Origin of the sequence: Janthinobacterium algoris (assembly GCF_051380935.1) — a bacterium.
In the GTDB taxonomy this organism is placed as follows: domain Bacteria; phylum Pseudomonadota; class Gammaproteobacteria; order Burkholderiales; family Burkholderiaceae_D; genus Janthinobacterium.
In genome coordinates this window covers 188,376-213,921 of the sequence record NZ_JBNYXZ010000009.1, presented here as the reverse complement: position 1 = coordinate 213,921, position 25,546 = coordinate 188,376, and the positions used below count along the sequence as shown (strand labels likewise).

General features: G+C 61.9%; 27 protein-coding genes. 11 read left to right on the top strand and 16 right to left on the bottom strand.

Features of this window, described 5'->3' with window-relative positions; genetic code table 11:
* Positions 1–35: 35 nt before the first annotated feature.
* The 9 genes from ACQ4W7_RS15615 to ACQ4W7_RS15575 all read right to left on the bottom strand — a co-directional run bounded on the left by ACQ4W7_RS15615 (position 36) and on the right by ACQ4W7_RS15575 (position 9,044).
* Complete coding sequence (locus tag ACQ4W7_RS15615) at positions 36–1,133, bottom strand: porin (RefSeq protein ID WP_436531572.1); 1,098 nt, start codon at positions 1,131–1,133, stop codon at positions 36–38.
* Between the two features lie 974 nt (positions 1,134–2,107).
* On the bottom strand, positions 2,108–2,563 hold the full coding sequence (locus tag ACQ4W7_RS15610; protein WP_426074525.1) for a nuclear transport factor 2 family protein: 456 nt from the start codon (positions 2,561–2,563) through the stop codon (positions 2,108–2,110).
* On the bottom strand, positions 2,560–3,327 hold the full coding sequence (locus ACQ4W7_RS15605; protein WP_436531570.1) for an SDR family NAD(P)-dependent oxidoreductase: 768 nt from the start codon (positions 3,325–3,327) through the stop codon (positions 2,560–2,562). The genes ACQ4W7_RS15610 and ACQ4W7_RS15605 overlap by 4 nt, the downstream gene beginning before the upstream one ends.
* Positions 3,324–3,884 carry a DUF3833 domain-containing protein gene (locus tag ACQ4W7_RS15600; protein ID WP_426074523.1) on the bottom strand — a complete coding sequence of 187 codons (561 nt, stop codon included), beginning with the start codon at positions 3,882–3,884 and terminating at the stop codon, positions 3,324–3,326. The genes ACQ4W7_RS15605 and ACQ4W7_RS15600 overlap by 4 nt, the downstream gene beginning before the upstream one ends.
* Positions 3,872–5,152, bottom strand: a complete 1,281-nt coding sequence (locus ACQ4W7_RS15595) for an MFS transporter (RefSeq protein ID WP_426074522.1) — start codon at positions 5,150–5,152, stop codon at positions 3,872–3,874. Before ACQ4W7_RS15595 ends, ACQ4W7_RS15600 begins: the two co-directional genes overlap by 13 nt.
* On the bottom strand, positions 5,149–5,697 hold the full coding sequence (locus ACQ4W7_RS15590) for a chalcone isomerase family protein (protein ID WP_436531567.1): 549 nt from the start codon (positions 5,695–5,697) through the stop codon (positions 5,149–5,151). The genes ACQ4W7_RS15595 and ACQ4W7_RS15590 overlap by 4 nt, the downstream gene beginning before the upstream one ends.
* A gap of 2 nt (positions 5,698–5,699) precedes the next feature.
* Positions 5,700–6,947, bottom strand: a complete 1,248-nt coding sequence (locus tag ACQ4W7_RS15585) for a class I SAM-dependent methyltransferase (protein ID WP_436531565.1) — start codon at positions 6,945–6,947, stop codon at positions 5,700–5,702.
* The gene (locus ACQ4W7_RS15580) at positions 6,944–7,741 is read right to left on the bottom strand and encodes a DUF1365 domain-containing protein (RefSeq protein ID WP_426074519.1); all 798 of its coding nucleotides are present in this window, start codon (positions 7,739–7,741) and stop codon (positions 6,944–6,946) included. Before ACQ4W7_RS15580 ends, ACQ4W7_RS15585 begins: the two co-directional genes overlap by 4 nt.
* Entirely contained in the window at positions 7,731–9,044 is a 1,314-nt protein-coding gene (locus tag ACQ4W7_RS15575) for an NAD(P)/FAD-dependent oxidoreductase (RefSeq protein ID WP_436531653.1), read from the bottom strand. Before ACQ4W7_RS15575 ends, ACQ4W7_RS15580 begins: the two co-directional genes overlap by 11 nt.
* Positions 9,045–9,237: 193 nt before the next feature.
* On the opposite strand from ACQ4W7_RS15575, the gene ACQ4W7_RS15570 reads away from it, so the two are divergent.
* The 5 genes from ACQ4W7_RS15570 to rpoH all read left to right on the top strand — a co-directional run bounded on the left by ACQ4W7_RS15570 (position 9,238) and on the right by rpoH (position 14,489).
* Positions 9,238–10,188: a MerR family transcriptional regulator gene (locus ACQ4W7_RS15570; protein WP_426074518.1), complete on the top strand. Its 951-nt coding sequence runs from the start codon at positions 9,238–9,240 to the stop codon at positions 10,186–10,188.
* Between the two features lie 165 nt (positions 10,189–10,353).
* The gene (ftsY, locus tag ACQ4W7_RS15565) at positions 10,354–11,421 is read left to right on the top strand and encodes a signal recognition particle-docking protein FtsY (protein ID WP_436531562.1); all 1,068 of its coding nucleotides are present in this window, start codon (positions 10,354–10,356) and stop codon (positions 11,419–11,421) included.
* Between the two features lie 8 nt (positions 11,422–11,429).
* The gene (locus ACQ4W7_RS15560; RefSeq protein WP_426074516.1) at positions 11,430–12,173 is read left to right on the top strand and encodes a cell division ATP-binding protein FtsE; all 744 of its coding nucleotides are present in this window, start codon (positions 11,430–11,432) and stop codon (positions 12,171–12,173) included.
* Positions 12,170–13,090, top strand: a complete 921-nt coding sequence (ftsX, locus tag ACQ4W7_RS15555; protein WP_426074515.1) for a permease-like cell division protein FtsX — start codon at positions 12,170–12,172, stop codon at positions 13,088–13,090. The genes ACQ4W7_RS15560 and ftsX overlap by 4 nt, the downstream gene beginning before the upstream one ends.
* A 505-nt stretch (positions 13,091–13,595) precedes the next feature.
* The gene (rpoH, locus tag ACQ4W7_RS15550) at positions 13,596–14,489 is read left to right on the top strand and encodes an RNA polymerase sigma factor RpoH (protein ID WP_426074581.1); all 894 of its coding nucleotides are present in this window, start codon (positions 13,596–13,598) and stop codon (positions 14,487–14,489) included.
* Positions 14,490–14,579: 90 nt separating this feature from the next.
* Here the strand turns inward: rpoH and ACQ4W7_RS15545 are convergent, their stop codons facing one another.
* Positions 14,580–14,846, bottom strand: coding sequence for a hypothetical protein (locus ACQ4W7_RS15545; protein WP_436519782.1), 267 nt, complete (start codon positions 14,844–14,846; stop codon positions 14,580–14,582).
* A 178-nt stretch (positions 14,847–15,024) separates the two neighbouring features.
* Between ACQ4W7_RS15545 and ACQ4W7_RS15540 the strand changes: the two genes are divergently transcribed.
* Entirely contained in the window at positions 15,025–15,477 is a 453-nt protein-coding gene (locus tag ACQ4W7_RS15540) for a hypothetical protein (RefSeq protein ID WP_436531559.1), read from the top strand.
* Here the strand turns inward: ACQ4W7_RS15540 and ACQ4W7_RS15535 are convergent.
* Positions 15,452–15,820, bottom strand: coding sequence for an antibiotic biosynthesis monooxygenase family protein (locus ACQ4W7_RS15535; protein WP_436531557.1), 369 nt, complete (start codon positions 15,818–15,820; stop codon positions 15,452–15,454). The genes ACQ4W7_RS15540 and ACQ4W7_RS15535 overlap by 26 nt on opposite strands.
* Complete coding sequence (locus ACQ4W7_RS15530; protein WP_436531555.1) at positions 15,817–16,956, bottom strand: cytochrome P450 family protein; 1,140 nt, start codon at positions 16,954–16,956, stop codon at positions 15,817–15,819. Before ACQ4W7_RS15530 ends, ACQ4W7_RS15535 begins: the two co-directional genes overlap by 4 nt.
* A gap of 76 nt (positions 16,957–17,032) precedes the next feature.
* Between ACQ4W7_RS15530 and ACQ4W7_RS15525 the strand changes: the two genes are divergently transcribed.
* From ACQ4W7_RS15525 to ACQ4W7_RS15505, 5 genes are all read left to right on the top strand, one after another.
* The gene (locus ACQ4W7_RS15525) at positions 17,033–17,731 is read left to right on the top strand and encodes an ArsR/SmtB family transcription factor (RefSeq protein WP_436531553.1); all 699 of its coding nucleotides are present in this window, start codon (positions 17,033–17,035) and stop codon (positions 17,729–17,731) included.
* Positions 17,732–17,741: 10 nt separating this feature from the next.
* Positions 17,742–18,473, top strand: coding sequence for an ABC transporter ATP-binding protein (locus tag ACQ4W7_RS15520; RefSeq protein ID WP_436531551.1), 732 nt, complete (start codon positions 17,742–17,744; stop codon positions 18,471–18,473).
* The gene (locus ACQ4W7_RS15515; RefSeq protein WP_436531549.1) at positions 18,470–20,797 is read left to right on the top strand and encodes a CPBP family intramembrane glutamic endopeptidase; all 2,328 of its coding nucleotides are present in this window, start codon (positions 18,470–18,472) and stop codon (positions 20,795–20,797) included. Before ACQ4W7_RS15520 ends, ACQ4W7_RS15515 begins: the two co-directional genes overlap by 4 nt.
* A gap of 72 nt (positions 20,798–20,869) precedes the next feature.
* Positions 20,870–22,522: a patatin-like phospholipase family protein gene (locus tag ACQ4W7_RS15510; protein ID WP_436531547.1), complete on the top strand. Its 1,653-nt coding sequence runs from the start codon at positions 20,870–20,872 to the stop codon at positions 22,520–22,522.
* Positions 22,523–22,666: 144 nt separating this feature from the next.
* Positions 22,667–23,164 carry a zinc ribbon domain-containing protein gene (locus ACQ4W7_RS15505; RefSeq protein WP_426074506.1) on the top strand — a complete coding sequence of 166 codons (498 nt, stop codon included), beginning with the start codon at positions 22,667–22,669 and terminating at the stop codon, positions 23,162–23,164.
* Positions 23,165–23,249: 85 nt separating this feature from the next.
* Here the strand turns inward: ACQ4W7_RS15505 and ACQ4W7_RS15500 are convergent, their stop codons facing one another.
* The 4 genes from ACQ4W7_RS15500 to ACQ4W7_RS15485 all read right to left on the bottom strand — a co-directional run bounded on the left by ACQ4W7_RS15500 (position 23,250) and on the right by ACQ4W7_RS15485 (position 25,509).
* Positions 23,250–23,468, bottom strand: coding sequence for a YqaE/Pmp3 family membrane protein (locus ACQ4W7_RS15500; RefSeq protein WP_436531545.1), 219 nt, complete (start codon positions 23,466–23,468; stop codon positions 23,250–23,252).
* A gap of 80 nt (positions 23,469–23,548) precedes the next feature.
* Entirely contained in the window at positions 23,549–24,130 is a 582-nt protein-coding gene (locus ACQ4W7_RS15495; RefSeq protein WP_426074504.1) for a TerD family protein, read from the bottom strand.
* 34 nt (positions 24,131–24,164) lie between these two features.
* A complete protein-coding gene (locus tag ACQ4W7_RS15490) occupies positions 24,165–24,860 on the bottom strand; it encodes a TIGR00266 family protein (protein ID WP_219330112.1) in 696 nt (231 codons plus the stop codon).
* A 73-nt stretch (positions 24,861–24,933) separates the two neighbouring features.
* Positions 24,934–25,509: a TerD family protein gene (locus ACQ4W7_RS15485; RefSeq protein ID WP_071079413.1), complete on the bottom strand. Its 576-nt coding sequence runs from the start codon at positions 25,507–25,509 to the stop codon at positions 24,934–24,936.
* Positions 25,510–25,546 lie beyond the last annotated feature (37 nt).

Genomic DNA, 25,546 nt, shown 5'->3' with positions numbered 1-25,546 from the left:
GCTGGCAGCGGTACTAAGCTTCGCTTGCGCGACTATTAGAACGAGTGACGAACACCAACGTTGAAGGCTTTGTCGCCCGAACCGATGTTGCTGTTGTTACCAACAGTGTAGCCAGCGTTGTTTTTGTTCTTGATTTTAGCGTACGAAGCGTAGGTGCTGGTGCGCTTCGACAGAGCGTACGAGTAGCCCACTGCCCATTGATCAGCATCAGCGTTCGTGCCAGCTTTGTCGTTCGTGCGGATGAACGAAGCCATTACGGTGCCAGCTGGACCAACAGGTACGGTTGCGCCAACCAGGATGTTGTTGCTGTCGTTGCTGTAAGCAGCGGTGTTGTAGTTGAACGAGTTGGTCGTCGAGAACGTACCGTCCGCGTTTTCCTTGGCGTTGTTAGCTACAGCGCTGTTGTTACCTTTGTTGGAGCCGTACGCGATGTAAGCTTTAGCAACTGCGAAGTCGTAGTTAGCTGCAGCCAACCAGTTGCGTGCGCTACCAGCTTCGGTGGTTGCGGTGTCGTTGCTGGTGGTGTTGTAAGCCAGACGAGCATTCAAAGGACCGTTCGAGTAACCAACCGACGCGCCGATTTGACGGCCGATTTTGTTCGACTCAGCTTTTTCGCCGAAGGTGTAAGCCACGTCAGCGTCAAAGCCGTTGAAGTTTGGCGAGGTGTACAGCACGGTGTTGCTGGTGCGGGTCAGTGCTTTCGATGGGAACAGGTTCTTGGCGGAACCAGCGTAGCCCACTGCGAATGGATCAGCAACTTTCGACAGGGTGTTGTACCAAGGCGTGTATTGACGACCCAGGGTCAGGGTACCGGTCGTTTTGCTGCTCAGACCGATGTACGATTGACGATTGAAGATCGAACCGGCTTTGTCTTGCGTACCGTTGTCAACGCCGAAACCCGACTCCAGAACGAACAGTGCCGACAGGCCGCTGCCCAGATCTTCGGTGCCTTTGAAGCCCAGACGGGAAGCCGAAGCAACGCCGCTGTCCAGTTTGTTGGTGTTGCCGGCTGCGCCGCCGCGCTCGCTGACGAAACCAGCGTCAACGGTACCGTAGATAACAACGCTCGATTGAGCTTGGGCTACGCCAGTGGCTGCTGCCAGGACTGCCAGGGTGATCAGAGTTTTTTTCATTGCGATTTCCTTTAATTTTTGAAGCAAAAAGTAATACAGCCTATGCATCTCGAGCTGCGCTCTAGCAGAGCGCTTTTTATGAGTGAGGGCAAGGTCTCCACCTGCCACATTGCTGTTCCGGTCAGGGGAACATTCATATCGGTATCGGCACGCTATTGCACCGATAAGCTTGAAGGCTGCATAACGACCGTCATTCGTGCGCCGGTTCGGTGCTCAAACGGCACCGGAAGCGGCACTATAACGACCGTTTCACATTCCATCAAGTTCCAACATGTTACTTCCGGTACCAGGCCGGGTGCTTTTACAGGCATTCCGACCATCGCCAACCGTACTACGCGACAGAGCCAGTGCCCCTTGCCAACCAATGCATTGGCCTGATTGACCATTCCATCATAGCGCATGGCTTGCTGGCACCCGTTGTATAAGTGCAACAGTATCAGGCGAGTGATTAAAACGTCAACATGCTTTACCCATCATTTGCCCTTCAAGACTTACACGACAAAGCGCACAATTTGTCAGGTGATAATGGATAAACGGGATGAAGCATACACGGCATCGCCAATGTTTGCCGCTGGATGCCCAAAAACGCGAAATAATGCGCCCTGTTTTGGTGCGTTGCCGCATTATTCAGGGGCGTAGGCACAAATTTGTACGTCGGTATGCGCATCCAAAAAATAGCCAGAGTGACAATGAATTTACTGACTTTCGGGTAATTTAAATTGCTCACATAGAAATGTTTTCCATGTTTTGCCATGCATGCGCCCGCTACCCGACAGCAACGGATGAGGACGACTCTTGCTTGCAAATTGCGCATCAATTGAAACAATTTCTTACAATGTTGCCTTCTCAATATTTTGACATATTTGTGTCAAAAAAACGACATATTGACCAAAATCAAGTTTTTGCCGCCCCAATTCCACACAATTAACTTTTTCTTTTTCGCATTTTTTGCTTGAAAGCATCAAGAAACAAGCTTAGCGCTGGCTTGCGCGCCGGAGCATGCGCATGAAACCGCCCAGCAGCGGCAGTTTTTCATACAATTCTTCGGCGGCATCCCAATAATCGCGGTGCAAGACCACCCGCCCCTGCATATCGAAGCGCACATGTGTGGCACCGCGAATACATTGTTCGCCAGATACCAGGCGTTTCATGCGGAAACGGAACTCCCACGTCAGAAAGGCTTGCGTCCCCTGCCCCAGGCTTTCCAGCACGACAAACCTCGGCGCATCGACTTGCATGAACATGTGCTCGAAGATGGCCAGGATGGCGGCATGCCCCACCACCTCGTTGAACGGGTCCTTGAAATGCGCGTCCGGCGCGTACACGGCGCCCAGCTGGGCCAGGCTTTCTATGCTCAAGTGCTCGTAAAATGCCACCAGGCGCGCCAGCGCGCCTTCCGTCTGCGCCGCATTCTGCATGCTTGCGTTCATAGGCCCGTCACCTTGCGGATCAACCAAAAATAGGCCCGGTACGGCAACAGCCGCGCCAGGCGCAGGGTATTCGTGAAGCGTTTGGGAAAGTGGATGTGAAAGTGGCCCCGCTCGATGCCATCGAGCATGGCGACGGCCGCGTCATGCGCCGTCATCAGGGCCGGCATCTTGAAATCATTGTCCGCCGTCAGGGGCGTGGCGACAAAACCGGGATTGATTTGATACACATCAATCCCGCGCCCATGCAAATCCAGGTACAGCGACTCTGTCAGGTTGATCAGCGCGGCCTTGCTGGCGCCATACGCGAGCGCCTTCGGCAAGCCGCCATAGCCGGCTACCGAGGCGACGATGCCGATGCCGCCGCTGCCTTGGCGCAACAGCCACGGCAATGCCTGCTCCAGGCAATTGAACACGCCGCCCACATTCAGGGCCAGCAAGCCCTGCGCCGCTTTCAGGTCAAAACTATCGGCACGCATGGCCTGATAGCCGCCAGCGACTACCAGTATCAGGTCGATCTGCGGCCACTGCTGCTGCAAGTCCGCGCAGACGGCACGCAACTGCGCGGGCTGGGTGATATCGAGCGGCAATGCCTGCGCCAGCGGCTGCCCCTCGCACAGCAGTTCCAGGCTGGCGCGATGACGGGCCGACAAGGCCACGCACGCGCCCTGCTCCAGCAGCAAGCTGGCGCACGCGGCGCCGATGCCGCTGGAGGCGCCGATGATCCACACGCGCTTGCCAGCCCAGTTGGTGATCTTGCGATTCATGGGGCCGCCTGTGGACGCTTGCTGAACGATAAAGTGACGGCGCCCAGGTTGAAGCCAAATTTGCTCATGGCGGCGCGGTTGAGCATCACCTTGTCATCCATCAGGAACATCCAGTCCTCGAAGTCGACGTGGTAGACCGTGCCATCGACGGGCAGCGCCAGCACGTACTGCCAGCGCAGCGCATTGCCGGCCACTTCGCCGATGGCTTCGCCGACCACGTCGGGCGCCGTGCCGATGAAGCGCCCAGGCGCCGTCTTGCGCAGGGTCCATACGCGCCTTTGCCGGCTGCCATCGGCGTACGTGAAATCCTCGTCCAGGGTACCCGTCTCGCCCACCCAACTGGCCCGCATCACCACCGTGAAGCGCTTGACCACCTTGCCCGAGCGGTCCTGGAAAATGCCGTACGCATCGAGCGTGCCATTGAAATACTGTTGCAGGTCCAGCACGGGCAATTCCTGCGCGTAAGTGGCCGGCGTGGGCGGCGTGGAGCAGGCGGCCAGCGCCAGCAGCAAGGCCGCCGCCATCATGCCACGCTGGCAGGATCTCATGAGGTGCATAGTCGGTTCTCCCTGGGTTCACTATATATATGTTGTAAAGGCGCGCGCCACAGCAACAGCGCCGCCAGCAGCTTCAGGGCGCAGGGCAGCAAGGCGTAGGCCGCCGACAGGGCCGGCAAGCCTTTGCCGCTGCCCGGCACATAGCCAAGCCAGGCCAGCAGGGGCAAGGCAATGCCGGCCGCCAGCGCCAGGCTCATTTGCACGCCCCAGTTCCACCAGCCGAAATACGCCGCTTCGTGCCGGCCCGCATGGCCGGCCGCGCCGATCAGCCCTGCCAGCAGGGCCGGCGGCAAGGCCAGGTCGGCGCCCAGTGCCAGGCCCGACAGCAGACAAATGCTGGCAAAGCCCCAGGCGGCGCCTGCGTCGAGGCCATACGCCCAGACAAATACGCAAGCGGCCAGCAGCATGGCGCCGCCCCAGGCACGCGCTTCACCAAAGCGGCGCGCCAGGGCCACCCACAGGGGCATCGAAGCGGCTGCCGCGCAAAAATACACAATCAGGAACGGGCCGGCGTAGTGCCCCAGGCGCAGATAATCGCCGGCAAAGAACAGGAACAGAGTGGCGGGGATAGCGGCGGCCACGCCATTGACGAGCAAGACGGCGAACAGCCAGCGGAACGCGCGCTGGCGCAAAGGGACTTTCCAGCCACTGCCGGCGACCACGTCCCCGGCACTGCGCAAGGCAGGGCGCGGTGCGCGCGCCAGCAGCAGCGCGCCCGCCGCCAGCAGGCAGACGGCAAAGGCCAGCGACAAGCCGTCATAGCCGAGCACGGAAGTCAGCGCCGCCGCCAGGATCACGCCGACCAAGCCGCAGCCTTCGCGCACGGCCGCTACCCGCGCCCGCTGCGTGGGCGCCTGGCTCAGCGCCGCGCCCCAGCTCTGGTGCGCGATGCCGGCCAGGCCATAGGCCGTGTAGACGAGCAGCAAGGCAGCCAGGAACCAGGCCAGGGCCGCCCCATGCGACAGGGATGGCGGATGGAACAGGGCGCCAAAGCCCAGCAGCAACAACGGTAGCGCAGCGCCGACATACACGGCATAGCTGCGCCCGCCGCGCGCCATCCAGGCCCCCAGGGCCGGGTCGATGAAGGCGGCGACAATGCGGGCCGCCAGCAGCACGGCGCCGATCTGCGCCAGATCAAGGCTGCTGCGCTGCGCATAAAACGGCGCCACATATATATAGATGGGCAGCGCCAGCATGGCCAGCGGCAAGCCGAACAGGCCATAGTAGAACAAGGCCGGCAAGGTCAAAGTGCTGGCCCCGGCATTCATGGCAGCGGCGCTGCATGCTGCAACAGCGCGCCGCGAAGCTTCGGCGCCGTCGAATCGGGCGACAGCCAGATGGCGAAGAAGGCGCGCGCAAAGTCGCCATCGCTCACGTCAGCCAGCACCTTGCCATCGAGATAAAAACGCACGCCGGGCGCGATGCCGGCCCGGTAGGCGCCCGCGATGCGCTGGTCTTCCTTGACGTCGGGAAAGATGCGCTGCATGGTGGCCAACCACGCCAGGCGCTGCGCCTCGGTGCCCGCACCTATCTTCTGCATCTGTTCGTAACTGGCTTCGGCGATCTTCTTGCCATCTAGCGCACGCGCGTAGCGCAATTCCAGCACAAAAGGCGCCGTTGCCGACGCCGCGCCCTGGTAACCCTGCGCGCCCACCCAAAGTTGCGCGCGATAAATACGCATGCCGAACCAGGTGTATTCGCCTTCCCCCGCCAGCCGCGCTTCGGGCACGTCGGCGGCGATAAAGGCAGGCGGCGCGGCCACAGCACCGGACATGCTCAACGACAGCACAACAGTGGCAAGCAAGCGGCGCATGGTCAGTCCTTGACGAGGGTAAATTGCATCACATCCGTGTTGTGCGCCTGGAAGGCCGCCTCGCAATACGCCAGGTAAAACTCCCAGGTCAGCAGGAAACGGCCGTCGAAACCCTGTTTTTCCAGCGCCGCGCGCTGGGCCAGAAAGCTGGCGCGCCACAGACGCAGGGTTTCCGCATAGTCGAGGCCAAAGCTGAAGGCGTCTTCCACGCGCAAGCCGTGCGCCTCGGCGGCGCGGCGAAACTCGGCTGGCGATGGCAGCATGCCGCCCGGGAAAATGTATTGCTGGATGAAGTCCGTGCTCTTGCTGTAGCGCTCGAACAAAGCGTCGGCGATGACGATGGTCTGGATGCAGGCGCGCCCGCCCCGTTTCAGGTTGCGCGCCACGCAGGCGAAATAGCCGGGCCAGTAGCTTTGCCCCACGGCTTCGAACATCTCGATCGAAGCGATGGCGTCGTACTGGCCATGGCTGTCGCGGTAGTCGCACAGTTGCAAATCGGCCTGTTGCGCCAGCCCCGCGTCCTGCAGGCGCTGGCGCGCATAGGCGAGTTGCTCGGTGGATAAGGTCAAACCCGTCACGTGGGCGCCGTAGTCACGCGCCGCGGTTTCCGCAAAGCCGCCCCAGCCGCAGCCGATTTCCAGCACGCGCTGGCCCAGCTGCGGCTGCAGTTGCAACTGGTCGGCAATGCGCGCGTATTTCGCGCCCTGCGCCTGCTCCAGGCTGGTGCCTTCGCTAAACAACGCACTCGAATACGTCATCGACGGATCCAGCCACAGCTGATAAAAGGCGTTGCCGATGTCGTAATGGGCGTGGATATTTTTCTTGCTGCCGGCGCGCGAATTGCGGTTGAGCAAATGCCTGACCTTGTAGACCAGATTGCCCCACCAGTTACCGTAGATCAAGGACTCAATCTGCGCGCGGTTGCGTATCATCAACTCGATCAAGCCCGGCAAATTGTCGGTGCGCCAGTCGCCCGCGATAAACGTTTCGGCAAAACCGATGTCGCCCGAACGCAGGACGGCCGAGCACAGGCGCCAGTTGTGCAAGTCCAGGGTGACGGGGTGGCTGCCGTCGCCGTACAGCAAGATACTGCCGTCAGGCGTGCGCAAGCGCAAGGCGCCGTGTTGCAATTTTTCCAGCAGGCGCACAATCATGCGTCCGGTGGCAGGCATATCCAGATGGTCATGCCCAGGCAAGGGAGTGGGGCTGCTGCGCGCATGCATGGCGGTCGGCAGGGAGTCAGAGCTCATCGGGACACCTTTTCTTGTGGGGGTAGGGGTTTGCTGAAAAACGGCACGCGGCGCAGCCACAGGCGCAAGGCTTGCCAATGGATGCGCGCCATCACGCCAAACGTCATCAGGGGGTAGCGCAGCAAGGCCCAGGCGATGACGCCATCGCGCAGCGGCTGCGCCGTGCCGGACAAGCTCGTTTGCAGCAGCGGACCGTCGAGGTCGTCGTAATCGACCCGGGCCAGGTGGCGCTCGCCGCCCTGCTCGGGCTTGCGCAGGAAACGGAAACGATAATTTCCTTCCACCTTGCAAAACGGCGATACATGGAAAATTTTGTCGGCACGCAACTCACTGCCATACGCGATGGCGCCGCCCTGCTCGAGCAAGTACAGATGACGCTCGCCAAAGGTATTGCGTACATCGCACAGCACGGCGCGCAGCACGCCATCCGGGCGGTGGCAAAACCAGAAACTGATGGGGTTAAAGACATAGCCAAACATGCGCGGCATGGTTTGCAGCCAGATTTCGCCACCCGCGTCCAGCACGCCTTGCTGGCGCAGCAGGCCATCGATCCACTCCAGCAGCGGTGTCGTGCCATCGCCATGGTCGCTGTCGCGGAAGGCCAGCACGTTGGCACCGTTGCGCGAAATCAAACGGGCGGGAAAATCCTGCACGCCCAGACTGCGCAAGGGCAGGCGCAGATAAAACATGCCGTAACTGAAAGCATGCGCGCGCGGACGCAGCCGCGCATGGCGCACCCGTCCCAGGCACAGCTGGGGCTGCGGCGGCACGAGCGGCGAGGGATCACGCGGCATGACCGAGCTCCGCCGACGCCATGCCGTTCAACGCGTCTGCCACGGCCAGGCCCGACTTCAAGCCGTCTTCATGAAAACCATAGCCCGTCCAGGCACCCGCAAACCACGTGTTCTGCGTGCCTTGGAAGCCGGCCAGGCGCGCCTGGGCAGCAATGGCCGCACCATCGAACACAGGGTGGGCATACGAAAACGCGTCGATCACCTTGGCCGGATCTGGCTCGTCGAGCGGATTGAGCGAGACGATGACGGGCGTGCTGAACGGCAGCGGCTGCAACTGGTTTAGCAAATAATGCACGCACACTTGCGGCGCCTCGCCATCCGCTTGCGCCGGCCGGCCCTGGTAATTCCATGCCGACCAAGCCTTGCGGCGCTGCGGCAGGCAAGACGCATCCGTATGCAGCACAGCCCGGTTCGGCTGGTAGCGCACGGCTTCGAGCACCTTGCGCTCGTCGTCGCGGATGTCCGCCAGCAGAGCCAGCGACTGGTCGCTGTGGCAAGCCAGCACGACGTGGTCGACATGCTCGACGCCGGCGGCTGTATGCAGCTCGACCATGCGCGCGCCGCCGTGCGGCTGGCGGCGCACGGCCAGCACGGGACACGCCAGGCGCTGCTGCGCAATGCCCGCCAGCAGTTTTTCCACATACATGCGCGAACCACCCCGTACCGTGCGCCATTGTGGCCGGTCACTGACTTGCAGCAAGCCATGATTGTGGCAAAAACGGATGAAAGTAGCCAAGGGAAAGGCCAGCATCTGGCGCGCAGGGCACGACCAGATGCAGGCGGCCATCGGCAGCAGATACCAGTGGCGGAATTCGTCGCCGTAAGCATGCCGGTCGAGAAACTCGCCCAGCGACATGGCCGGCGCCGGTACGCTGGCCGCGGCCAGGGCGCTGGCCTGGCGGTTGAAGCGCAGGATATCGCGCAGCATGCGCAAGAAGGCGGGGCGCAGCAGATTGCTGCGCTGGGTAAACACGGTATCGAAATTGGCACCCGCCCATTCCAGCACGCGGGCATCGGGCGTGGTGCCCAAGGGCATTTTCACGGAAAACGACATGTCGCTGTCGGCCGCCTCGACGCCGAGTTCGTCAAACAATTGCACCAGGTTCGGGTAGGTGGCGTGGTTGAACACGAGAAAACCCGTGTCGACGCCATGCGTGACACCATCGAGCGTGACATCCACCGTATGGCTGTGGCCGCCAAAATAATCGCCCGCCTCATACAAGGTGACGTCCTGACCCGCCTGCGCCAGGCGATAGGCACACGACAAACCGGCAATTCCCGCTCCGACGACGGCGATCTTCATAACAGTATCCATATCAAGTTTGTCCAGGACAAAACCAATAATCAAGTAAATATTGATCTATGTCAATGAGCGAGCGAACCGCTCAGAAACTTATACGCAGGCAATTTTCTATCGGATTCAGCTATTTGGTCCGGGGCGGCGGAAGGCGTAAAATGCATCTCACGTTCTTTTTGCATGCGAGCAAGCCCCCTGTATGGATATCGACCTGCAACCGCTGCAACCCCCGCCCACCTTCAGCATCAGCGATGTCGAGCGCGACACCGGTCTGGCCAAGGAAACGCTGCGTGTGTGGGAACGCCGCTACGCCTTTCCCCAGCCACAGCGCGACGCCTTTGGCGAGCGCAGCTACCCGGCCGAGCAAGTACAAAAATTGCGCATGGTCAAGCACCTGCTGGACCTCGGATTTCGTCCGGGAAAAATCATGCAGCACAGCACCGCGCAGTTACAGCAGTTGGCCAGCGCCGGCAGCGCAGCGCAGCCCTTGCCACAACCGCAACTGGCGCATTACCTGGCCCTGTGCCGCGGCCAGCAGATAGCGGAACTGGGCGACGCCCTGCGCCACGCGCTGGCCGTGCTGGGTCTGAAAGCCTTCACCATCGACGTCATCGCTCCCCTCACCAGCATGGTCGGCGAAGCGTGGGCATGCGGCGAACTGGCCGTATACGAAGAGCATCTATATAGCGAAACCTTGCAGACGGTACTGCGCCACGCGATTTTTTCCCTGCCGCAAGCCAGCAGCCCGTCCACGCGCTCGCCGCGCATCGTCCTGAGTACCTTGCCGCAGGAGCGCCATGGCCTGGGCCTGCTGATGGCCGAGGCGCTGTGCGCGGCGGCCGGCGCCCATTGCATATCGCTGGGAATAGAAACGCCGCTGACCGACATTGTCGCTGCCGCCCGCGCGCAGCGGGCCGATATCGTGGCGCTGTCGTTTTCCAGCGCCAGCAAGCAACGGCAGACGCGCGACAGCCTGCAGCAGTTGCACGCGAGCTTGCCGCCAGACATGGAATTGTGGGCTGGCGGACGCAGTCCCGTCCTGTACAAGCACCCGCCGCCCTTCCTGCTGGTGCTGGACTTGCGGCAAGTCGAGGAAAGCATCGCCGACTGGCGCCGCCGCCATCAGGCGCTCGCCCTGCAAACCCACTGAACCGGCTGGAAAGCCGGACAACTGCGGTGATCTCCGTGGATAGCCGCGCAATGTTGCCAATCGAACAGTAAAGCATGAAGGGCCGGGCCCGCTCTGGTAGAATAGCCCGTAACAACAGTGTCCGGCGCCGCCGGGCCTTAGGTCAGCACCCGCCACCACACATCCATGTTTAGTTTCTTCAAGAAAAAACCCATTGCTCCCGAGGCTGCGCCAGCCGAGCCCCTCGTCCTTCCCGCCGCCACGCGGCCAGCCCCGCCAGCAGTTGCTCCCTCCGCTGCGCCCCTGAGCGGCGCGCCGGCCGAGCTCGTGCCTGTGATCGTGGCCGCCGAACCCGAGAAAAAATCGTGGATGACGCGCCTCAAGGCTGGCCTGTCGAAAACCTCGAATACCTTATCCGTGCTGTTCGTCGGCGCGAAGATCGACGACGCCCTGTACGAAGAGCTGGAAGCGGCCTTGCTGATGTCCGACGCCGGCATCGACGCCACGGAATTCCTGCTCACGGAATTGAAGAAAAAGGTCAAGGAAGACAAGTTGCTCGACGCCGCCGCCGTCAAGGCCGCGCTGAAAGTGCTGCTGATCGACCTGCTCTCGCCACTGGAAAAGCGTTTCGAGCTGGGCCGCCACAAGCCGCTGGTGATGATGATTTCCGGCGTGAATGGCGCCGGCAAGACCACCACCATCGGCAAGCTGGCCAAGCACATGCAGTCGAACAATCAATCGGTGCTGCTGGCTGCGGGCGACACCTTCCGCGCCGCCGCGCGCGAGCAGCTGATGGTCTGGGGCGAACGCAACAACGTCACCGTCATCTCGCAGGAATCGGGCGACCCGGCTGCCGTGGCCTATGACTCGGTGCAATCGGCGAAAGCGCGCGGCATCGACGTGGTCATGGTCGACACGGCAGGCCGCTTGCCGACGCAATTGCACCTGATGGAAGAATTGAAGAAAATCAAGCGCGTAATCGGCAAAGGCATGGAGGGCGCGCCGCATGAAACCCTGCTCGTCATCGACGGCAACACGGGCCAGAATGCCCTCACGCAAGTCAAGGCGTTTGACGATGCCCTGCAGTTGAGCGGCCTGGTAATCACCAAGCTGGACGGTACCGCCAAGGGCGGCGTGCTGGCGGCGATTGCCCGCGTGCGCCCCGTGCCCGTGTATTTCATCGGCATCGGTGAGAAAATTGAAGACTTGCAGCCTTTCGTGGCTGCCGAATTTGTCGAAGCGCTGCTCGGATAAGCCTATACATGATTGAATTTCAACACGTCTCCAAGCAATACTCCGCCGACGCCGTGGCGCTCAGCGACATTTCGCTGAGCATTGCCAAAGGCGAGCTGGTCTTTCTGGCCGGCCCCTCCGGCGCCGGCAAGTCCACCCTGCTGAAAATGATCGCCGCCATGGAGCGCCCCAGCTCGGGCAAGCTGATCGTCAATGGCCAGGACATGGCGAAGATCAAGCCGGCCGGCGTGCCGTTTTTGCGCCGTAACATGGGCCTGATCTTCCAGCAGCAAAAATTATTGAACGACCGCTCCATCCTGGCCAACGTCATGCTGCCGCTGCTCGTCGTCGGCGCTCACAAGGCGGCCGCCGAACAGCGCGCGCGCGCCGCCCTCGACAAGGTGGGGCTGCTGGACCGCGCCATGGCGCGTCCCCTGTCGCTGTCGGGCGGGGAACAGCAGCGCGTGTCGATTGCGCGCGCCATCGTCAACCGGCCGCAGATCATCCTGGCCGACGAACCAACGGCCAACCTGGACCGCGCCAGCGCTAACAAGGTGCTCGACGCCCTGAAAGCGTTTCATTCGGTGGGCGTGACTTGCCTCATTTCCAGCCATGACGAACAGATGCTCGACGCCGCCGCCCGCGTGATCCACTTGAAAAACGGCCAGCTGGTGGCCATCGACAAGGCCACGCAGGCACCCGTCTTCGCGCCACCCGATCCCGATTTTGCGCCATCCCCCGACCCGGACGACGCGCAGGGAGAACAGGCATGAGAGGCTGGTTCCGTCAACACCGCTTCGCGCTGGGCTCGGCGCTGATTCATTTGCGCAAGTCGCCGGGCGGCTTTTTATTGAACGTGCTCGTCGTCGCCATCGCCCTGTCGCTGCCGTTCGCCGGCTTGACCATGCTCGACAATGTGCGCCCCATGTCGGAACAGATGTCGGTCGACCCGGAAATCAGCGTTTTCCTGACGATCGACACGCCGCGCGAGCAAGCCGTGGCCCTGGCCAGCGCCATGCGCAAGATTGTGGGCGCGCAAAACGCGAAGATCGTCTTCATCCCGCGCGAACAGGCGCTCGACACCCTGAAAAACAAGAACGGCCTGGCCGACGTGCTCAGCACCCTGGGCGACAATCCCCTACCCGACAGCTACGTGCTGAAGCTCGATGCGTTCAGCAGCGCCAGCGAAGCGCAGGACGTCGATGCCGTGGCGGAACAGTTGCGCCACCTGCCAGGCGTGGAATCGGCGCAAGTCGATTCGGCCTGGGTCAAGCGCCTGGCGGCCCTGCTGGGCGTGCTGCGCCTGGTGCTGTTGCTGCTGGCCATGACCCTGGGGGTGGCCGTAATCGCCGTGGTCTTCAACACCATCCGCTTGCAAGTGATGCAGCAGCGCGATGAAATCAGCATTTCGAAATTGATCGGCGCCACCGACACCTTCATCCACCGCCCCTTCTATTACACGGGCGCCCTGCTGGGCCTGTGCGCCGGTGCGCTGGCGCTGGGCGCCGTGGCGCTGGCCTTGCAGCCACTCAATACCGCGATTGCCGAGTTTGCACGCCTGTATGCGTCCGAATTCCAGCTGGTGCCGCTGGCACCGCTGCCGATGGCCGGTTTGCTGGCCGTCAGCGCCGGCCTGGGCTTGATCGGCGCCTTCCTCTGCGTACAGCGCCACCTGGCGCGCCTGAACTGACCATCGTTTCCATGGCGGCGCCCCTGGCGCCGCCATGCGCCGCACCTCCTCCTTGCTTTTTTAATATCCACCACATGCTGTGGTTATCTTGATATCTAGCAAGTATTCTTAAGGTTCGCTTCAGCTTGCGGCCGTAGACTATGTCCGTTCGTCAAGAGGCGTGCGGCCCTTTCCGGCGCGAGCAAACAGGTGCACACTGCAGTCACCATGCGCCTTGGCGGCGCGTTTTAGATAAATTATCAACTACTAAATCGCCATAGTATTTAGGCTATCAGGACGATTAAATGTGCTGATTGGCACTCTCGGGCAGAGAGTGCTAATATAGGCACATACCAACAGCAGAACCGCCATGAGCGCCGCCATGAGTGCCATGAGTGCCAGATATAGATGGCGCCGCGATCTGCAAGTGCAAGACCGAATACGCAAAACCGAACAGACAATCAGGCCACGTCGCGTGACATGGCTATCTGGAACAAAGCAAGACTACGAGGGAGAAAACATGACTATGATGTCCGCAACGTCCGCATTGGTTCCGACCAAAAATAATGCGCTGGGCCTCGGGTTCACTGGCAATCTGGGCAATATCGACGCCTACATCTCGGCCGTGAACCGCCTGCCCATGTTGACCCACGACGAAGAAATTTCGCTGGCGACACGCCTGCGTGAAAAAAATGACCTGGCCGCCGCGCAAGAATTGGTGCTGTCGCACCTACGCCTGGTGGTCTCGATTGCCCGTGGCTACCTGGGCTATGGCTTGCCGCATGCCGACCTGATTCAGGAAGGCAATATTGGCTTGATGAAAGCCGTAAAACGTTTCGATCCGGACCAGGGCGTGCGCCTGGTGTCGTACGCCATGCACTGGGTGAAAGCCGAGATGCATGAGTACATCCTGAAAAACTGGCGCCTGGTCAAGGTCGCGACGACGAAGGCACAGCGCAAGCTGTTCTTCAACCTGCGCAGCCACAAGACGGGCCTGGACGCGATGACGCCCAAGCAGATCGATGCGCTGGCCAAGCTCCTCGACGTGAAGCGCGAAGAAGTGATCGAGATGGAAACGCGTTTGAGCGGCCGCGACATCGCGCTGGAGTCGCCAACCGACGATGAAGACGACAAGTTTTCGCCGATCGCTTATCTGTCGTCGGAGCAAAGCGAGCCGACCAAGGTGCTGGAAGCGGAACAGGTCACGCGTCTGCAATCGGAAGGCCTGGAAACGGCCCTGGGCAAGCTCGACGCCCGTTCGCGCCGCATCATCGAAGCACGCTGGCTGGCCAACGACGACGGTTCCGGCGCCACCCTGCACGCTTTGGCAGAAGAGTTCGGCGTATCGGCCGAGCGCATCCGCCAGATCGAAGTAGCGGCGCTGAAAAAAATGAAGGGTGCCCTGGCCGCTTACGTGTAAGCACAAGCAAGGCCGCAATGCAAAAGGCGCCGCAAGGCGCCTTTTAGTTTTACTACTTAATGTTTATCAACAGATAAACATGGCAGCCCGTTAAGCTGCAGCCAAACCCTTGACCAGGATTTCGGCGACCAATTCATTCAGATCCGCGTCGCGCTCCTTGGCGAGGGTCTGCAATTGCAAGACCAGATCGCTGTTCAGCTTGACGGCGAAGGGCACCAGGCCCAGGGCCTGATCGCGCTTGCGCTGCTCGCGGCGGTCGACGACCACCGCTTCCTTACCGAATGCGCCGGCGCCGGGAACATTCATCTTTCCCATCAGTTTCTTGGCATCGCTTTTCGCCAGGGCAGTTTTTTTCATGGTTGTTTCCTGATTTTCAAAACAGCCATTTTACGCAGTAATCGGCGCGCCGCGTGGCCGGCGCATCAATTCATCCGCAGCGTGCCAATAGTGCGCCGGGAAAATATCATTTTGTTATTATCATTTTCATCTCTTGCGCGCACGCCGCGTCGGGAACGCTCCACTTGAAAGGAAAAATATGCATTACCTCCATGACTCTTATCGTCGCTGGCTATTACCCATATTCATCACCTGCCTGGCCGTGCTGGCTGGCTGCGGCGCGGCCGGCAGCGCCGGCGACGCGGAAAACACGCCGCGCAACGTCACCCACGTGCTCTCGCCGGGCGAACAGGTCGCCATCACGGCTACCGATACCCTGAAACTGGAACGTGTCAACGACAGCCGCTGCCGCAAGGGCGCCGTGTGCGTGTGGAAAGGCTACGTCAGCTACAGTTTCAGTTTGCGCAACAGCGCGGGCGCCACGGATATCGTGCTGTCCGATTCCATGCCAGGTGCCGCCAGTTCCGTCACTGTCAACCACCTGACGTTCACCCTGCTCGACGTCGACCCGGCCACGCCGCCCGCCCTCAATGCAGCAGAGCCCACCTACCGGGTCAAGGTGAAAATCACGCAGGGCGCACTACCCCGCTAACATGGTGGCGCCGCTGGCTGTGGGCCGGCGCCTGTTGCCGGTCAAGCATGCCGTAATCGCGCACCACGCCGGCGATGCGCAGCCGGTAGTCGTCAAACACGCCGTGCCGGCCGGCCGATTGCGCCGCGCGGTGCACTTCCAGCTGCCGCCACTGCGCCAGCGCCGCCTCGTCGCGGAAAAACGAGAGCGACAGCAATTTACCCGGCTCGCTCAAGCTGCTGAAGCGCTCGATGGAAATGAAACCATCGATATCGTCAAGCAAGGGCCGCAGCGCGGCGGCCAGGTCCAGGTACTGCTGGCGCCCTTCTGCATTCGGCCAGACCTCGAAAATCACGGCAATCATGCTATTTCTCCAGTGCTAAAGACAGGGATGCGGGCGTTCAGCGACGGCAGATAAGTCCACGCCAGCGGCATGTCTTCCAGCCCATCGGCCCACGCTTGCAGGCAGGCCGTGGCGATGGCGTGCGCGATGGACTGGCCCGGACAGACGTGGCGACCATGGCCAAAGCCTGGCGCCACCTGCCCGCTGGCATCATGGCAGACGCTGGCCAGCACCACGACGATCATCTGCCCGGCCGGCACGCGCACGCCATTGAACTCCACGTCCTCCGCCGTGTAGCGGCGCGTGTTGTGGATGGAGGGATCATGCCGGCTGACTTCGCGCAGCATGGCCGGCCACAGCGGCGGCGTTGCGCGCAGTTGCGGCAGTAAATCCGCTTGGGTACGCAAGGCCACGACGGCATTGCCCAGTAAGCCGGCCGTCGCGTCGCACGTCTGCGACAGCAGCCCCACGAGGTTGGCCAGCAAGCCGCCCGAGGCCTGCCAGCCCACGGCATCCGCCTCTACCACAATCTTGCCCACCAAGCTGCCCGGCAACGCATCCGCCTCGCGCAGCAAGCGACCAAAACCTTGCAACAGGGCATACGCTGCCACCTGTGCGCCAGCCAGTTGCGCTCCATTGCTCAGCGGCGACAGACAGGCGATAAAGTCGCGCGTCCAGGCGGCCAGCGCCGGCCATTGCGCTGGCGCAAAACCCAGCAAGTCCGCCACGGCAAACAGGGGAAGTTCGAAAATCGCACCGTTCAGCCGGGCGGCGCTGCCGGGCAGCTGTGCTTGCGCCAGATGCAGGGTGCGCGCATGCAGGCGCGCCAGATCCACCTGGCCCAGCACGTGCGCCAGCACCTGTTTCGCCACGGCATGGCGTTCGCCCTCATTCATGCGTACCAGTTCGGCAAAGATCGCGCCGCATGGCGTGCCCGCCAAGTTGTGCGGCACGGCCAGTCCCAGTGGGCGCACGCGGCAAGCGGGATGGTCCAGCACGGCCTCCACGCCGGCCCTGCCCGTCGCCAGCCAGCAGTCGAGTGACGCATCGAAACGCCAGGATGGGCCTTCTGCCAGGCGGCGATAGTAGTCATACGGCGCCGCGTGAGTGACGGCAGCGAGCGGGTGAACAGGGTCGGTGGGATAGTCGAGCGGCATGCGCATTCCATTGCAGTGAGGTGGGGACACGAGTATGCTGCCCCTTCCACTACAACACTTCGCCCGCGAACGAATCATGGATGACAGCCCCCTTCCCCACACGGCCGATGTGCGCCTGGCGCAACTGGCCGGCGCCATCGCCGAACCGGCGCGCGCGCGCATGCTGTGTAGCCTGCTCGATGGCCATGCGCGCACGGCCACGGAATTGGCAGCGCTGGCCGAGGCAGGCGCCTCGACGGCCAGCGCCCATCTGGCGCGCCTGCGCGACGATGGCTTGCTGTCGATGGTGGCACAGGGTAAGCACCGCTATTACCGCCTGGCCAATGCAGAGGTGGCACGGGCGCTGGAAGCGCTGCTGGTGGTGGCCGGCGTGCCGGCAACGCCGTTTACCCCCACCACGCCGGACCGCTTGCGCCATGCGCGCACCTGCTACGACCACATGGCCGGCACCGTCGCCGTCACCGTGCACGACCAGTTGCACGCGCAAGGCTGGCTGCTGGACGATGGCGGAGAATATCGCCTGTCGGCAGCGGGTACGGTCGGCATGGCGGCCCTGGGCATTGACGTGCCGCAACTGCAGCAGCAGCGTCGCCGCTTCGCCTGTGCCTGCCTGGACTGGAGCGAACGGCGCGCCCACCTGGGCGGCGCGCTGGGGGCCGCCATCCTGCAGCTGGCCCTGCGCCAGCGCTGGGCCGAGCGCGAACTCGACAGCCGCGCCCTGCGCCTGACGCCCGCCGGCGAACGGCGTCTGCTGGCCGCCTTCGCTGGCCGCTGAAGGGCGCACGATGATCATATTCCAGGGCCTAGCCAAACAGTACGGCACGTTCGAGGCCGTCAAGCCGCTGACCTTGCAGGTGGGCAAAGGAGAGGTCTTCGGCTTCCTGGGGCCGAATGGGGCCGGCAAGACCACCACCATCCGCATGCTGATGGGCATCCTCGTACCCAGCGCCGGCCGCGTACTGGTCGATGACCTCGATTGCCACCGCGATGGCGCCGCCGTCAAGCGCAAGGTGGGCTACCTGCCCGACAATCCGATTTTTTACGATTATTTGCGCGGCCGTGAAATCCTGCAATTCGTGGCCGAAATGCATGGTTTTCCGCGCGCAGAAGCGGCCGCCCGCGCCGCGCGCCTGCTGAGGGAATTTGGCCTCGACGAAGCGAGCGAGGATTTTGCCGTCAATTACTCGCTGGGCATGAAGAAAAAACTGGGCCTGGCTTGCGCGCTGATCCACGATCCGGCCGTGCTGATCCTCGATGAACCGATCAACGGCCTCGACCCGCGTGCCTCGCGCGACGTGCAAGAACGCTTGCTGCGCCGCGCCGCCGCCGGCACCACCATCTTCGTTTCCACACATCTATTGGATATGGCGCAAAAGCTGTGCAGCCGGGTCGCCATCATTCACCGTGGCGCCCTGGTCGCCACGGGCAGCCTGGACGATATCCGCCAGCAACTGTCCAGCGATGGCAGCCTGGAAGACCTCTTCTTGCAACTCACCGATGAAACGTCCACGGCATGACACCGGCGCCGCCCACCGCCTGGCGCGCCGTCTGGCTGCTGACCCGCTTGCGCTTGCAGCGCCTGCTCAACGTCAGCGGCCGTGGCTTTTCATTCAAGAAAAACAATAAAAGCCGCCCCGCCACGTCGGGCAAGCGTAGCGGGCGCTGGCTGCTGGGCGCGTTGCTGTTGCTGCCCATGCTGTTTTCCTTCGGCAGCATTGCCCGCCATAGCGTACTGAACATGCATTGTTTGCTGGACCAGGTCGCCGCCTGCCAGGCGCGCGGCAGCCTGTACACGGGCAGCCACCTGCTCGACCCCGTCATCGCGCAATTCATGGCCACGCCCTTCAGCGCGGCGCTGGTGGGCGGCCTGACCCTGCAGCTGGCGCTACTGTGGCTGGTCAGCGTCTTGCTGCCGCTGGGCATGGGCGAACTGGCCAAGCCGGACTGGGACCTGGAATGGCTGGTCACCCTGCCCGCAGAGAAAAGCACCTTGCTGTGGGCGCGCGTGCTCGAACGCACGCTCGTCAATCCGGCCGGCTTGCTGGCCCTGTGGCCCAGCATGACCGTCATCGCCTGGTATGCGGGCCAGGGCTGGATGTCTCCTTTGTCCGGCCTGCTCGCCAGCCTGGTCCTGCTGGCCCTGGCTGCCATGCTGCGCACCCTGGTCGACACGGGTTTGCGCCTGTCGCTCAATCCGTCCCAGCTGGGCAACCTGCAGGCAGTGATCTCACTGGCGGGCCTGTTGCCCATGTATATGGGCATGTCGTTTGGCATGGGCACGGGCGGCTTCGCGTATGCGTGGGCGGCGGCCATGCCCGCCTGGACCGGCTGGACGCCGCCGGGCCTGCTGCTGCGCCTGCTCAATGCATCTGACGTGGCGGCCCTGCTGCTGCCAGCCGTCCTGCTGCTGGCGCAAGTGCTGCTGCTGATGTGGCTGGGCATGGCCATCCTGCGCCGCCAGTTGCGCCATGGCGTAGTGGGCGCGGGCCAGCGCGAAGGCGTGCGCAAGCCGGCGCCGACGCTGCCGCCATCACGCCGGTGGCGCCCGCGCATCGGCACGGTCATTCAACGACGCGAGCTGACGTTACTCTTGCGCGACCGTAATTTTCTCGTACAGACCCTGCTGATGCCCTTGCTGATCCTCGGTGGCCAAGCCCTGTTTACGGGCCAGGCGCGCGACGTGCACGCGCTGCTGGAGCATCCCGTCCTGCTGGCCTCCACCGGCTTTTTCCTCGGCACCTATGTCCTCATGATGTCGGCCTTCCAGACCCTGAACAAGGAAGGCGGCGCGCTGTGGCTGCTGTACACCTTTCCCGTCTCCGTCGAGCAGGCGCTGCGGCAAAAGGCGCAGCTGTGGGCCGTGCTGGCCCTGCTGTATCCATGCATCCTGTTCGGCGTGGCGCTGGCCTGGCTACCCGCCTGGTCGTGGCAAACGGCGGGCCTGATGCTGCTGGCCCTGGCCGGCATTCCCCTATATGCGGCAATCGCCGTGGCGCTAGGCGTGTTTGCCAGCGACCCGCTGGCCACCGAGGCAACGGCAAAGGTGCGCCCCACGTATATGTACCTGTATTTACTGCTCAGCGGCCTGTACCTCGTCGCGCTGGCCGCCGGCAGCCTGGTGCAGCAACTGGTGTTTGTCGTGCTCACGGGTGCGCTGGCCGTGGCCCTGTGGCAAAAGGCACGCGAAGCTCTGCCCTACCTGCTCGATCCCGCCGCCTCGCCGCCTGCCACGGTAGCGGCGGCCGACGGTCTGATCGCCGCCATGCTGTTTTTTACTCTGCAAACACTGGCCTTGATCCTGCTCAAAGGTACCAGTGCGACGCCGCTGGCACAGGTCGCCATCGCCTTCGGCGCGGCCGGCGCGCTCACGTATGCGCTGCTGCTCCTGGTCTATTGGCGCGCCAGGACGGCCGGCGTGCCACGCATCGGACAGGGGCGCCAACCGTGGCGTCGGGGAAGCGCGGGCGCCTGTGTCGCGGTCCTGTTCGGCATCGGCTATGCGACCCTGTTGCCGCCGCCTGCCGAGCCCCTGCAGGATGTTCTGTCCTGGAACGGGCTGTGGCTGCTGGCCGTGGGCATGCTGGCCGCACCCCTGTGCGAGGAATTCCTCTTCCGCGGCTTGCTGCAGGGCGGCTTGCGCCGTTCTCTGCCCGCCTGGCAAGCGATCGGCATCGCCGCCGCGCTGTTTGCCATCGTGCAACCGCCCGCCGCCATGCTGCCCGTCTTCGTGCTGGGCTTGTGCACGGGCATCGCGTACGAGCGCAGCGGATCGCTGCTGGCGCCCATGCTCACGCACGCGCTCTACAATGCCGCCATGCTCGGCTATCAGATGAATAGGTGATTGTTGCCGGGTTTGCTAGAATCGCACACGTTTCCGTCCGTATCCCAACCCATGACTACGCACAGATCACGCATGCATCCACGCTTGTTCCTACCCTTTGTCCTCGTTGCACTGCTGAGCGGCTGCACGGTACTCGCCCTGCGCCCCAACAGCGGCGTCGAAAACCGCACGTTTACCGTGCAGGAAACACCGCGCCTGCGCATCGATGCGCCCAAGGCGCGCATCCAGAATCCCATGCCCAGCGACCATTTCATCGGCATCGCCCTGTCCGGCGGCGGCAGCCGCGCGGCCAATTTCTCGGCCGCCTCGCTGGAGCAGCTGGAGCAGTTCGGCCTCGTCAGCGGCGCCTCGGCCATCTCCGGCGTCTCGGGCGGCGCCATCGCGGGCGGCTACTATGCGCTGCATGGCAAGCAAACGGATTGGCCCTTGCTGCGCAGCAAACTAAAAACGGATTTCTTCGGCCAGACCATTTTGAAACCCGCCAACCTGACAACGATGTTGTTGACGAACAAGACGCGCACCTCGTTCCTGTCCGACGTGTTTGACGATGTGCTGTACGACAAGAAAACCTACCAGGACTTGCCGCACGACGGCCCCATCTTCCTGGCCAACGCGACGGACGCCACCGATGGCGGCAAGCGCGTGGTGTTTTCGTATGAGTATTTTTACGGCACCCTGCATTCGCCGATCCAGGATATCCGCCTGGCCACGGCCGTGGCCACCTCGGCCGCCTTTCCCGGCGTGTTCGATTCCGTCACCTTCGAGCGTTTTCGGCCGAAAAACAGTTTCGTGCCGGAACTCGGTTCCGAATCGCGCGAATCACCGTCCTATGTGCACCTGTTCGATGGCGGCGCAGCCGACAACCTGGGCGTGGAAACGCTGTGGGACGTGGCCCTGACGCAAATGTATGGCAACGACATGGCCGTCGTGCCGCCGCGCCTGAACAGCAAACCCTTCATCCTTATTTCCATCGATGCCAACGCGCCCAATTCCAGCGCCGTATTCGAAAAGATGTCGGACGAGCGCCAGCCGCTGGATCGCATCTTCAACAAGAATATCTACGATGCCGTCGACGCCCTGTTTTCGCGCCAGCGCAAGGAAAACCTCGTCAAAATGGGCTTCGGGCAAGCCCGCTTCGATACCATCACGCATGAAAACTTTGGCGACCTGAGCCAGAAATTCGTCAAGGGCAAGCGCACTTCGGCCTTTGCCATTCCCGTGCTGTGCCGGCCCCACCTGGGCCAGTACCGCTGCGAAGTCGATGCGGCCGATCCCTTGCCGGGCCAGATCCGCACGCGGCTGGAAGGCTTTGCCTGGCATATTTCCATCGACCAAATCGCCTCGCTGGCGCTGCGCCTGGCCAGCGAGGACGTGCACATCGACGGTGCGCGCAAGGAAGAGCGCGCCGCCCTGGTCAAGCTGCAACGCCTGGCCACGCAGACAAAAACCCATTTGAAGCTGACGGGGCCGGAAAATTGCAGCCCGGAGGTCTTGCAAGCGGCCCTGTACAGCGCCGCACGCGTGCTGATCCTCGACGACGAAGAATCGCGCTTCGCCCTGTGCGACTACATGCTGGCGAGCCAGCTGATCAATGACGATACCGTCTGCAAGCAACGCTATGTGCATGCCGTGCCCCGCTTTGCCATCGAAAGCGAAGATTTGCAGTACCGCAACTTGAGTTCGGATGGCAATTCGGTGAATGTGCCGATACGCTGCAAGAAGTGAGCGGCAGGTCACGATAAGACTAAATCTTGATTGCAATCAAGACAGCCAACACGCCAGTGAAGAAGAATGCACTGTCCAGCTGCTGCGGTAAATAAACGCACGAACCGCAGTTGCCTGGCCACCATTCATCGTGAAGGATAGCCCATGTTTTGCACGGCATGCGGGACGCAACAAGCGGAAGGCAAGGCGTACTTTTGCGCACACTGTGGCGCACGCAGCGACGCCGCCGAAGCAATGCCTGCGGGTGTAGCGGGCTGGAGCTGGGGTGCCTTTTTGCTGAACTGGATATGGGCAATAGGCAACCGCACATGGATAGGCTTGCTCTCCCTGATCCCTTACGTCGGCATCGGCGTTGCCATCTGGCTGGGCCTCAAGGGCCGCGAGATGGCTTGGAAAAATGGAAAATGGCAGAGCGTCGAGCATTTCAAGCTGGTACAAAGAAGATGGTCGCAATGGGCCATCGGCATTTCGCTTGTCGTCGGCGTGACCAGCATGCTGCTGGCTATCGCCTTGCTGGTGTCGTGGTCGAAAGACATGAAGCGCGTTGACGCCCGCACTGCCGACACCCAGCTGGCGGCCGCGGAAATACAGTCGCCAGCGGCAGAACCAGCAGATATGTGCTCCGCCGAGAGCGACGAGTAGCGCCGCGCACACGCACACGCACAAAAAAGCCCGCAACGATCGCTCGTGCGGGCTTTAGCGCAAGGATTCCTGGCGCCCGGTTAATTTAGATCAACCGACTACGCCTGCGCATGTAGCTGCGGCTTAACGCACCTTCCAGTTCCCGCTCCGTTTTATGCTGGTTCACCGTGTACAGGGCCCACAGGGCCGCCGGCGCCCAGCCGATCACAGTGCACTGCAAGATCAAGGTGGCGGCACCGGCCAGCGGGCGCCCCAGCATGAAAAACGTGAGACACGGAAGTAGCAAAGCTATCAGCAATCGCATCACAACATACTCTCCTTCAAATTAGAGCAGCGGACAAGGGCCGGTATCCGGTCCGTCCCCCGCCCGCTGCGTACTGCTCCTTATAGATGCACGGAAATCTGCGGCATCAAGTCGTCAAAAGTGCGACCGTTGCCGTTTTCGCCGATGGCGTGCATCTTCCATTCACCGTTATGGCGGTACAGCTTGGCCATGATCTGTGCCGTGTGGGAACCTTGCACAGACAGGTTGAAACGCGCGACTTCTTGGTTATTGCTGGCATTCAAGATGCGGCAATAGGCGTTTTCCACCTGCGAGAAGTTCTGGCCCGTAAAGCTGTTGACGGTGAAGACCAGGCTTTTCACGTGCGCCGGCACTGTCGACAGATCGACATTGATCTGTTCGTCGTCACCATCGCCCGCGCCCGTGCGGTTGTCGCCCGTGTGAACGACACTGCCATCCTTGCTTTTCAGCTGGCGGAACCAGACAATGTCGGACGTGCTCTTGTTCTCATCGAACATGACGCACGAAGCGTCCAGGTCGACGGCTTCCGTCTTCGAACCAAAACCGAGGAAACCCTTGGTCTTGACGGCATCCCAGCCCAGGCCCATGGTGATACGGGTCAGGGTGGTACCAGCTTCTTTGTCCAGAGAAATCTTCTGGCCTTTGCTCAAATTGACAGACATACGCATTGCTCCTGTTTGGTTGGTTACTGCTTGATTACGCCGGCTTGCTTTGGGTCCAGGCGAGGAAGGCCGCGCGGTTGCGCGAGCACACGAGGATTTTTCCCGTGCCTGAAAACTTCAGTACCATGCCCTCGCCACTAGTCTGGCTATTGATCAGGTTACCCAGAAAACCGCCGCTGCTGCCGGTCGTCATGGAAATCTCGTATTGCAGGCGGTTATCCCAGCACACGACGTGCGAGTTATCGATCACCACGTCCTTGCCAGGCGTCACTTCCAGTATCGACATCGCGCCAAAACCGGACACCGCCAACTGGCCGCTGCCTGCCGTCTCGGTAATGAAAAAACCACCGCTCTGGGCAAACAGCGCGTTGCCAAGGCTCTGCGTGCGCACCTTCAATTCCACGCCAGCACTGGCAGCCACGAAGGCGCCGTCGCTGATCATGTATTGCTGGGCGCCCACCTCGAGAACCCGCATCGCGCCAGGCAAGGTGGGCGACAGCAGACAGTCGCCGTCGCCGCGCATCGCCTCGATATGCTGCTGAAAGAACGATTCCCCGTTGGCAAAGGTGCGCATCAGCGCGGCGCCTATGCCGCCAGTCATCTTGCCTTTCAGTTCAAGATTGGTTTCCATCATCACCATCGCGTTGGATTCGCAATAAATCTTCTCGCCCTTGGCAAGCGACACATGCAGGAACGGGTCGACGTCCCCGGTGATATTGAAAACTGGCATCTAACTGTTCCTTCCTAGACGATGATGGTGATGGTGGCGGCCCGCACCGCGGACCGCTTTTACTATTGACGACTTATACGCCGACGCCGAAAGAAGCGGCGAGTGGGCCCAGGCCGCCTTTATATCCCTGGCCGATGGCCTTGAATTTCCAATCGGCGCCATTGCGGTAGATTTCGCCGAAGACCATGGCCGTTTCCGCCGAACCGTCTTCCGACAGGTCGAAGCGGGCGATTTCCGTGTTGCCATTGGCGTTGACGCAACGCACGTACGCCTTCGACACCATACCAAAGTTTTGCTTGCGCGCTTCGGCATCGTGTATCGTCACGCAGACGGCGATCTTGTCAATCTCGGCTGGCACCGTGGCCAGGTCGACGATGACGGTTTCATCATCGCCATCGCCGGCGCCGGTAGTGTTGTCGCCCGAGTGGGTAACGGAACCGTCGCTCGATTTCAGATTGTTGTAAAAAATCATGTCGACGTCGGCGCGTACCTTGCCGTCGGCCTTCAGCAGGAAGATGGAGCCGTCAATGTCGAACGCGGCGCCATCGGTGGCGCGGGCATCCCAGCCCAGGCCGATGATCATTTTCGAAATGCCAGGGGCTTCCTTGCTCAGGTTGACGTTGCCGCCTTTTTGCAGACTGATTGCCATGATGTATTTCTCCTATGTGAGTGTGTATGACCAAACA

Bases quoted from the DNA above. Each gene is read 5' to 3' on its own strand.
- ACQ4W7_RS15580 (WP_426074519.1), bottom strand. From the start codon at position 7,741: ATGCCGCGTGATCCCTCGCCGCTCGTGCCGCCGCAGCCCCAGCTGTGC.
- ACQ4W7_RS15490 (WP_219330112.1), bottom strand. From the start codon at position 24,860: ATGCCAGTTTTCAATATCACCGGGGACGTCGACCCGTTCCTGCATGTG.
- ACQ4W7_RS15515 (WP_436531549.1), top strand. From the start codon at position 18,470: ATGACACCGGCGCCGCCCACCGCCTGGCGCGCCGTCTGGCTGCTGACC.
- ACQ4W7_RS15600 (WP_426074523.1), bottom strand. From the start codon at position 3,884: ATGCACCTCATGAGATCCTGCCAGCGTGGCATGATGGCGGCGGCCTTG.
- ACQ4W7_RS15595 (WP_426074522.1), bottom strand. From the start codon at position 5,152: ATGAATGCCGGGGCCAGCACTTTGACCTTGCCGGCCTTGTTCTACTAT.
- ACQ4W7_RS15545 (WP_436519782.1), bottom strand. From the start codon at position 14,846: ATGAAAAAAACTGCCCTGGCGAAAAGCGATGCCAAGAAACTGATGGGA.
- ftsX (WP_426074515.1), top strand. From the start codon at position 12,170: ATGAGAGGCTGGTTCCGTCAACACCGCTTCGCGCTGGGCTCGGCGCTG.
- ACQ4W7_RS15485 (WP_071079413.1), bottom strand. From the start codon at position 25,509: ATGGCAATCAGTCTGCAAAAAGGCGGCAACGTCAACCTGAGCAAGGAA.
- ACQ4W7_RS15570 (WP_426074518.1), top strand. From the start codon at position 9,238: ATGGATATCGACCTGCAACCGCTGCAACCCCCGCCCACCTTCAGCATC.
- rpoH (WP_426074581.1), top strand. From the start codon at position 13,596: ATGATGTCCGCAACGTCCGCATTGGTTCCGACCAAAAATAATGCGCTG.
- ftsY (WP_436531562.1), top strand. From the start codon at position 10,354: ATGTTTAGTTTCTTCAAGAAAAAACCCATTGCTCCCGAGGCTGCGCCA.
- ACQ4W7_RS15530 (WP_436531555.1), bottom strand. From the start codon at position 16,956: ATGCCGCTCGACTATCCCACCGACCCTGTTCACCCGCTCGCTGCCGTC.
- ACQ4W7_RS15560 (WP_426074516.1), top strand. From the start codon at position 11,430: ATGATTGAATTTCAACACGTCTCCAAGCAATACTCCGCCGACGCCGTG.
- ACQ4W7_RS15495 (WP_426074504.1), bottom strand. From the start codon at position 24,130: ATGTCTGTCAATTTGAGCAAAGGCCAGAAGATTTCTCTGGACAAAGAA.
- ACQ4W7_RS15510 (WP_436531547.1), top strand. From the start codon at position 20,870: ATGCATCCACGCTTGTTCCTACCCTTTGTCCTCGTTGCACTGCTGAGC.
- ACQ4W7_RS15520 (WP_436531551.1), top strand. From the start codon at position 17,742: ATGATCATATTCCAGGGCCTAGCCAAACAGTACGGCACGTTCGAGGCC.
- ACQ4W7_RS15505 (WP_426074506.1), top strand. From the start codon at position 22,667: ATGTTTTGCACGGCATGCGGGACGCAACAAGCGGAAGGCAAGGCGTAC.
- ACQ4W7_RS15500 (WP_436531545.1), bottom strand. From the start codon at position 23,468: ATGCGATTGCTGATAGCTTTGCTACTTCCGTGTCTCACGTTTTTCATG.
- ACQ4W7_RS15525 (WP_436531553.1), top strand. From the start codon at position 17,033: ATGGATGACAGCCCCCTTCCCCACACGGCCGATGTGCGCCTGGCGCAA.
- ACQ4W7_RS15610 (WP_426074525.1), bottom strand. From the start codon at position 2,563: ATGAACGCAAGCATGCAGAATGCGGCGCAGACGGAAGGCGCGCTGGCG.
- ACQ4W7_RS15615 (WP_436531572.1), bottom strand. From the start codon at position 1,133: ATGAAAAAAACTCTGATCACCCTGGCAGTCCTGGCAGCAGCCACTGGC.
- ACQ4W7_RS15605 (WP_436531570.1), bottom strand. From the start codon at position 3,327: ATGAATCGCAAGATCACCAACTGGGCTGGCAAGCGCGTGTGGATCATC.
- ACQ4W7_RS15540 (WP_436531559.1), top strand. From the start codon at position 15,025: ATGCATTACCTCCATGACTCTTATCGTCGCTGGCTATTACCCATATTC.
- ACQ4W7_RS15585 (WP_436531565.1), bottom strand. From the start codon at position 6,947: ATGAGCTCTGACTCCCTGCCGACCGCCATGCATGCGCGCAGCAGCCCC.
- ACQ4W7_RS15535 (WP_436531557.1), bottom strand. From the start codon at position 15,820: ATGATTGCCGTGATTTTCGAGGTCTGGCCGAATGCAGAAGGGCGCCAG.
- ACQ4W7_RS15590 (WP_436531567.1), bottom strand. From the start codon at position 5,697: ATGCGCCGCTTGCTTGCCACTGTTGTGCTGTCGTTGAGCATGTCCGGT.
- ACQ4W7_RS15575 (WP_436531653.1), bottom strand. From the start codon at position 9,044: ATGAAGATCGCCGTCGTCGGAGCGGGAATTGCCGGTTTGTCGTGTGCC.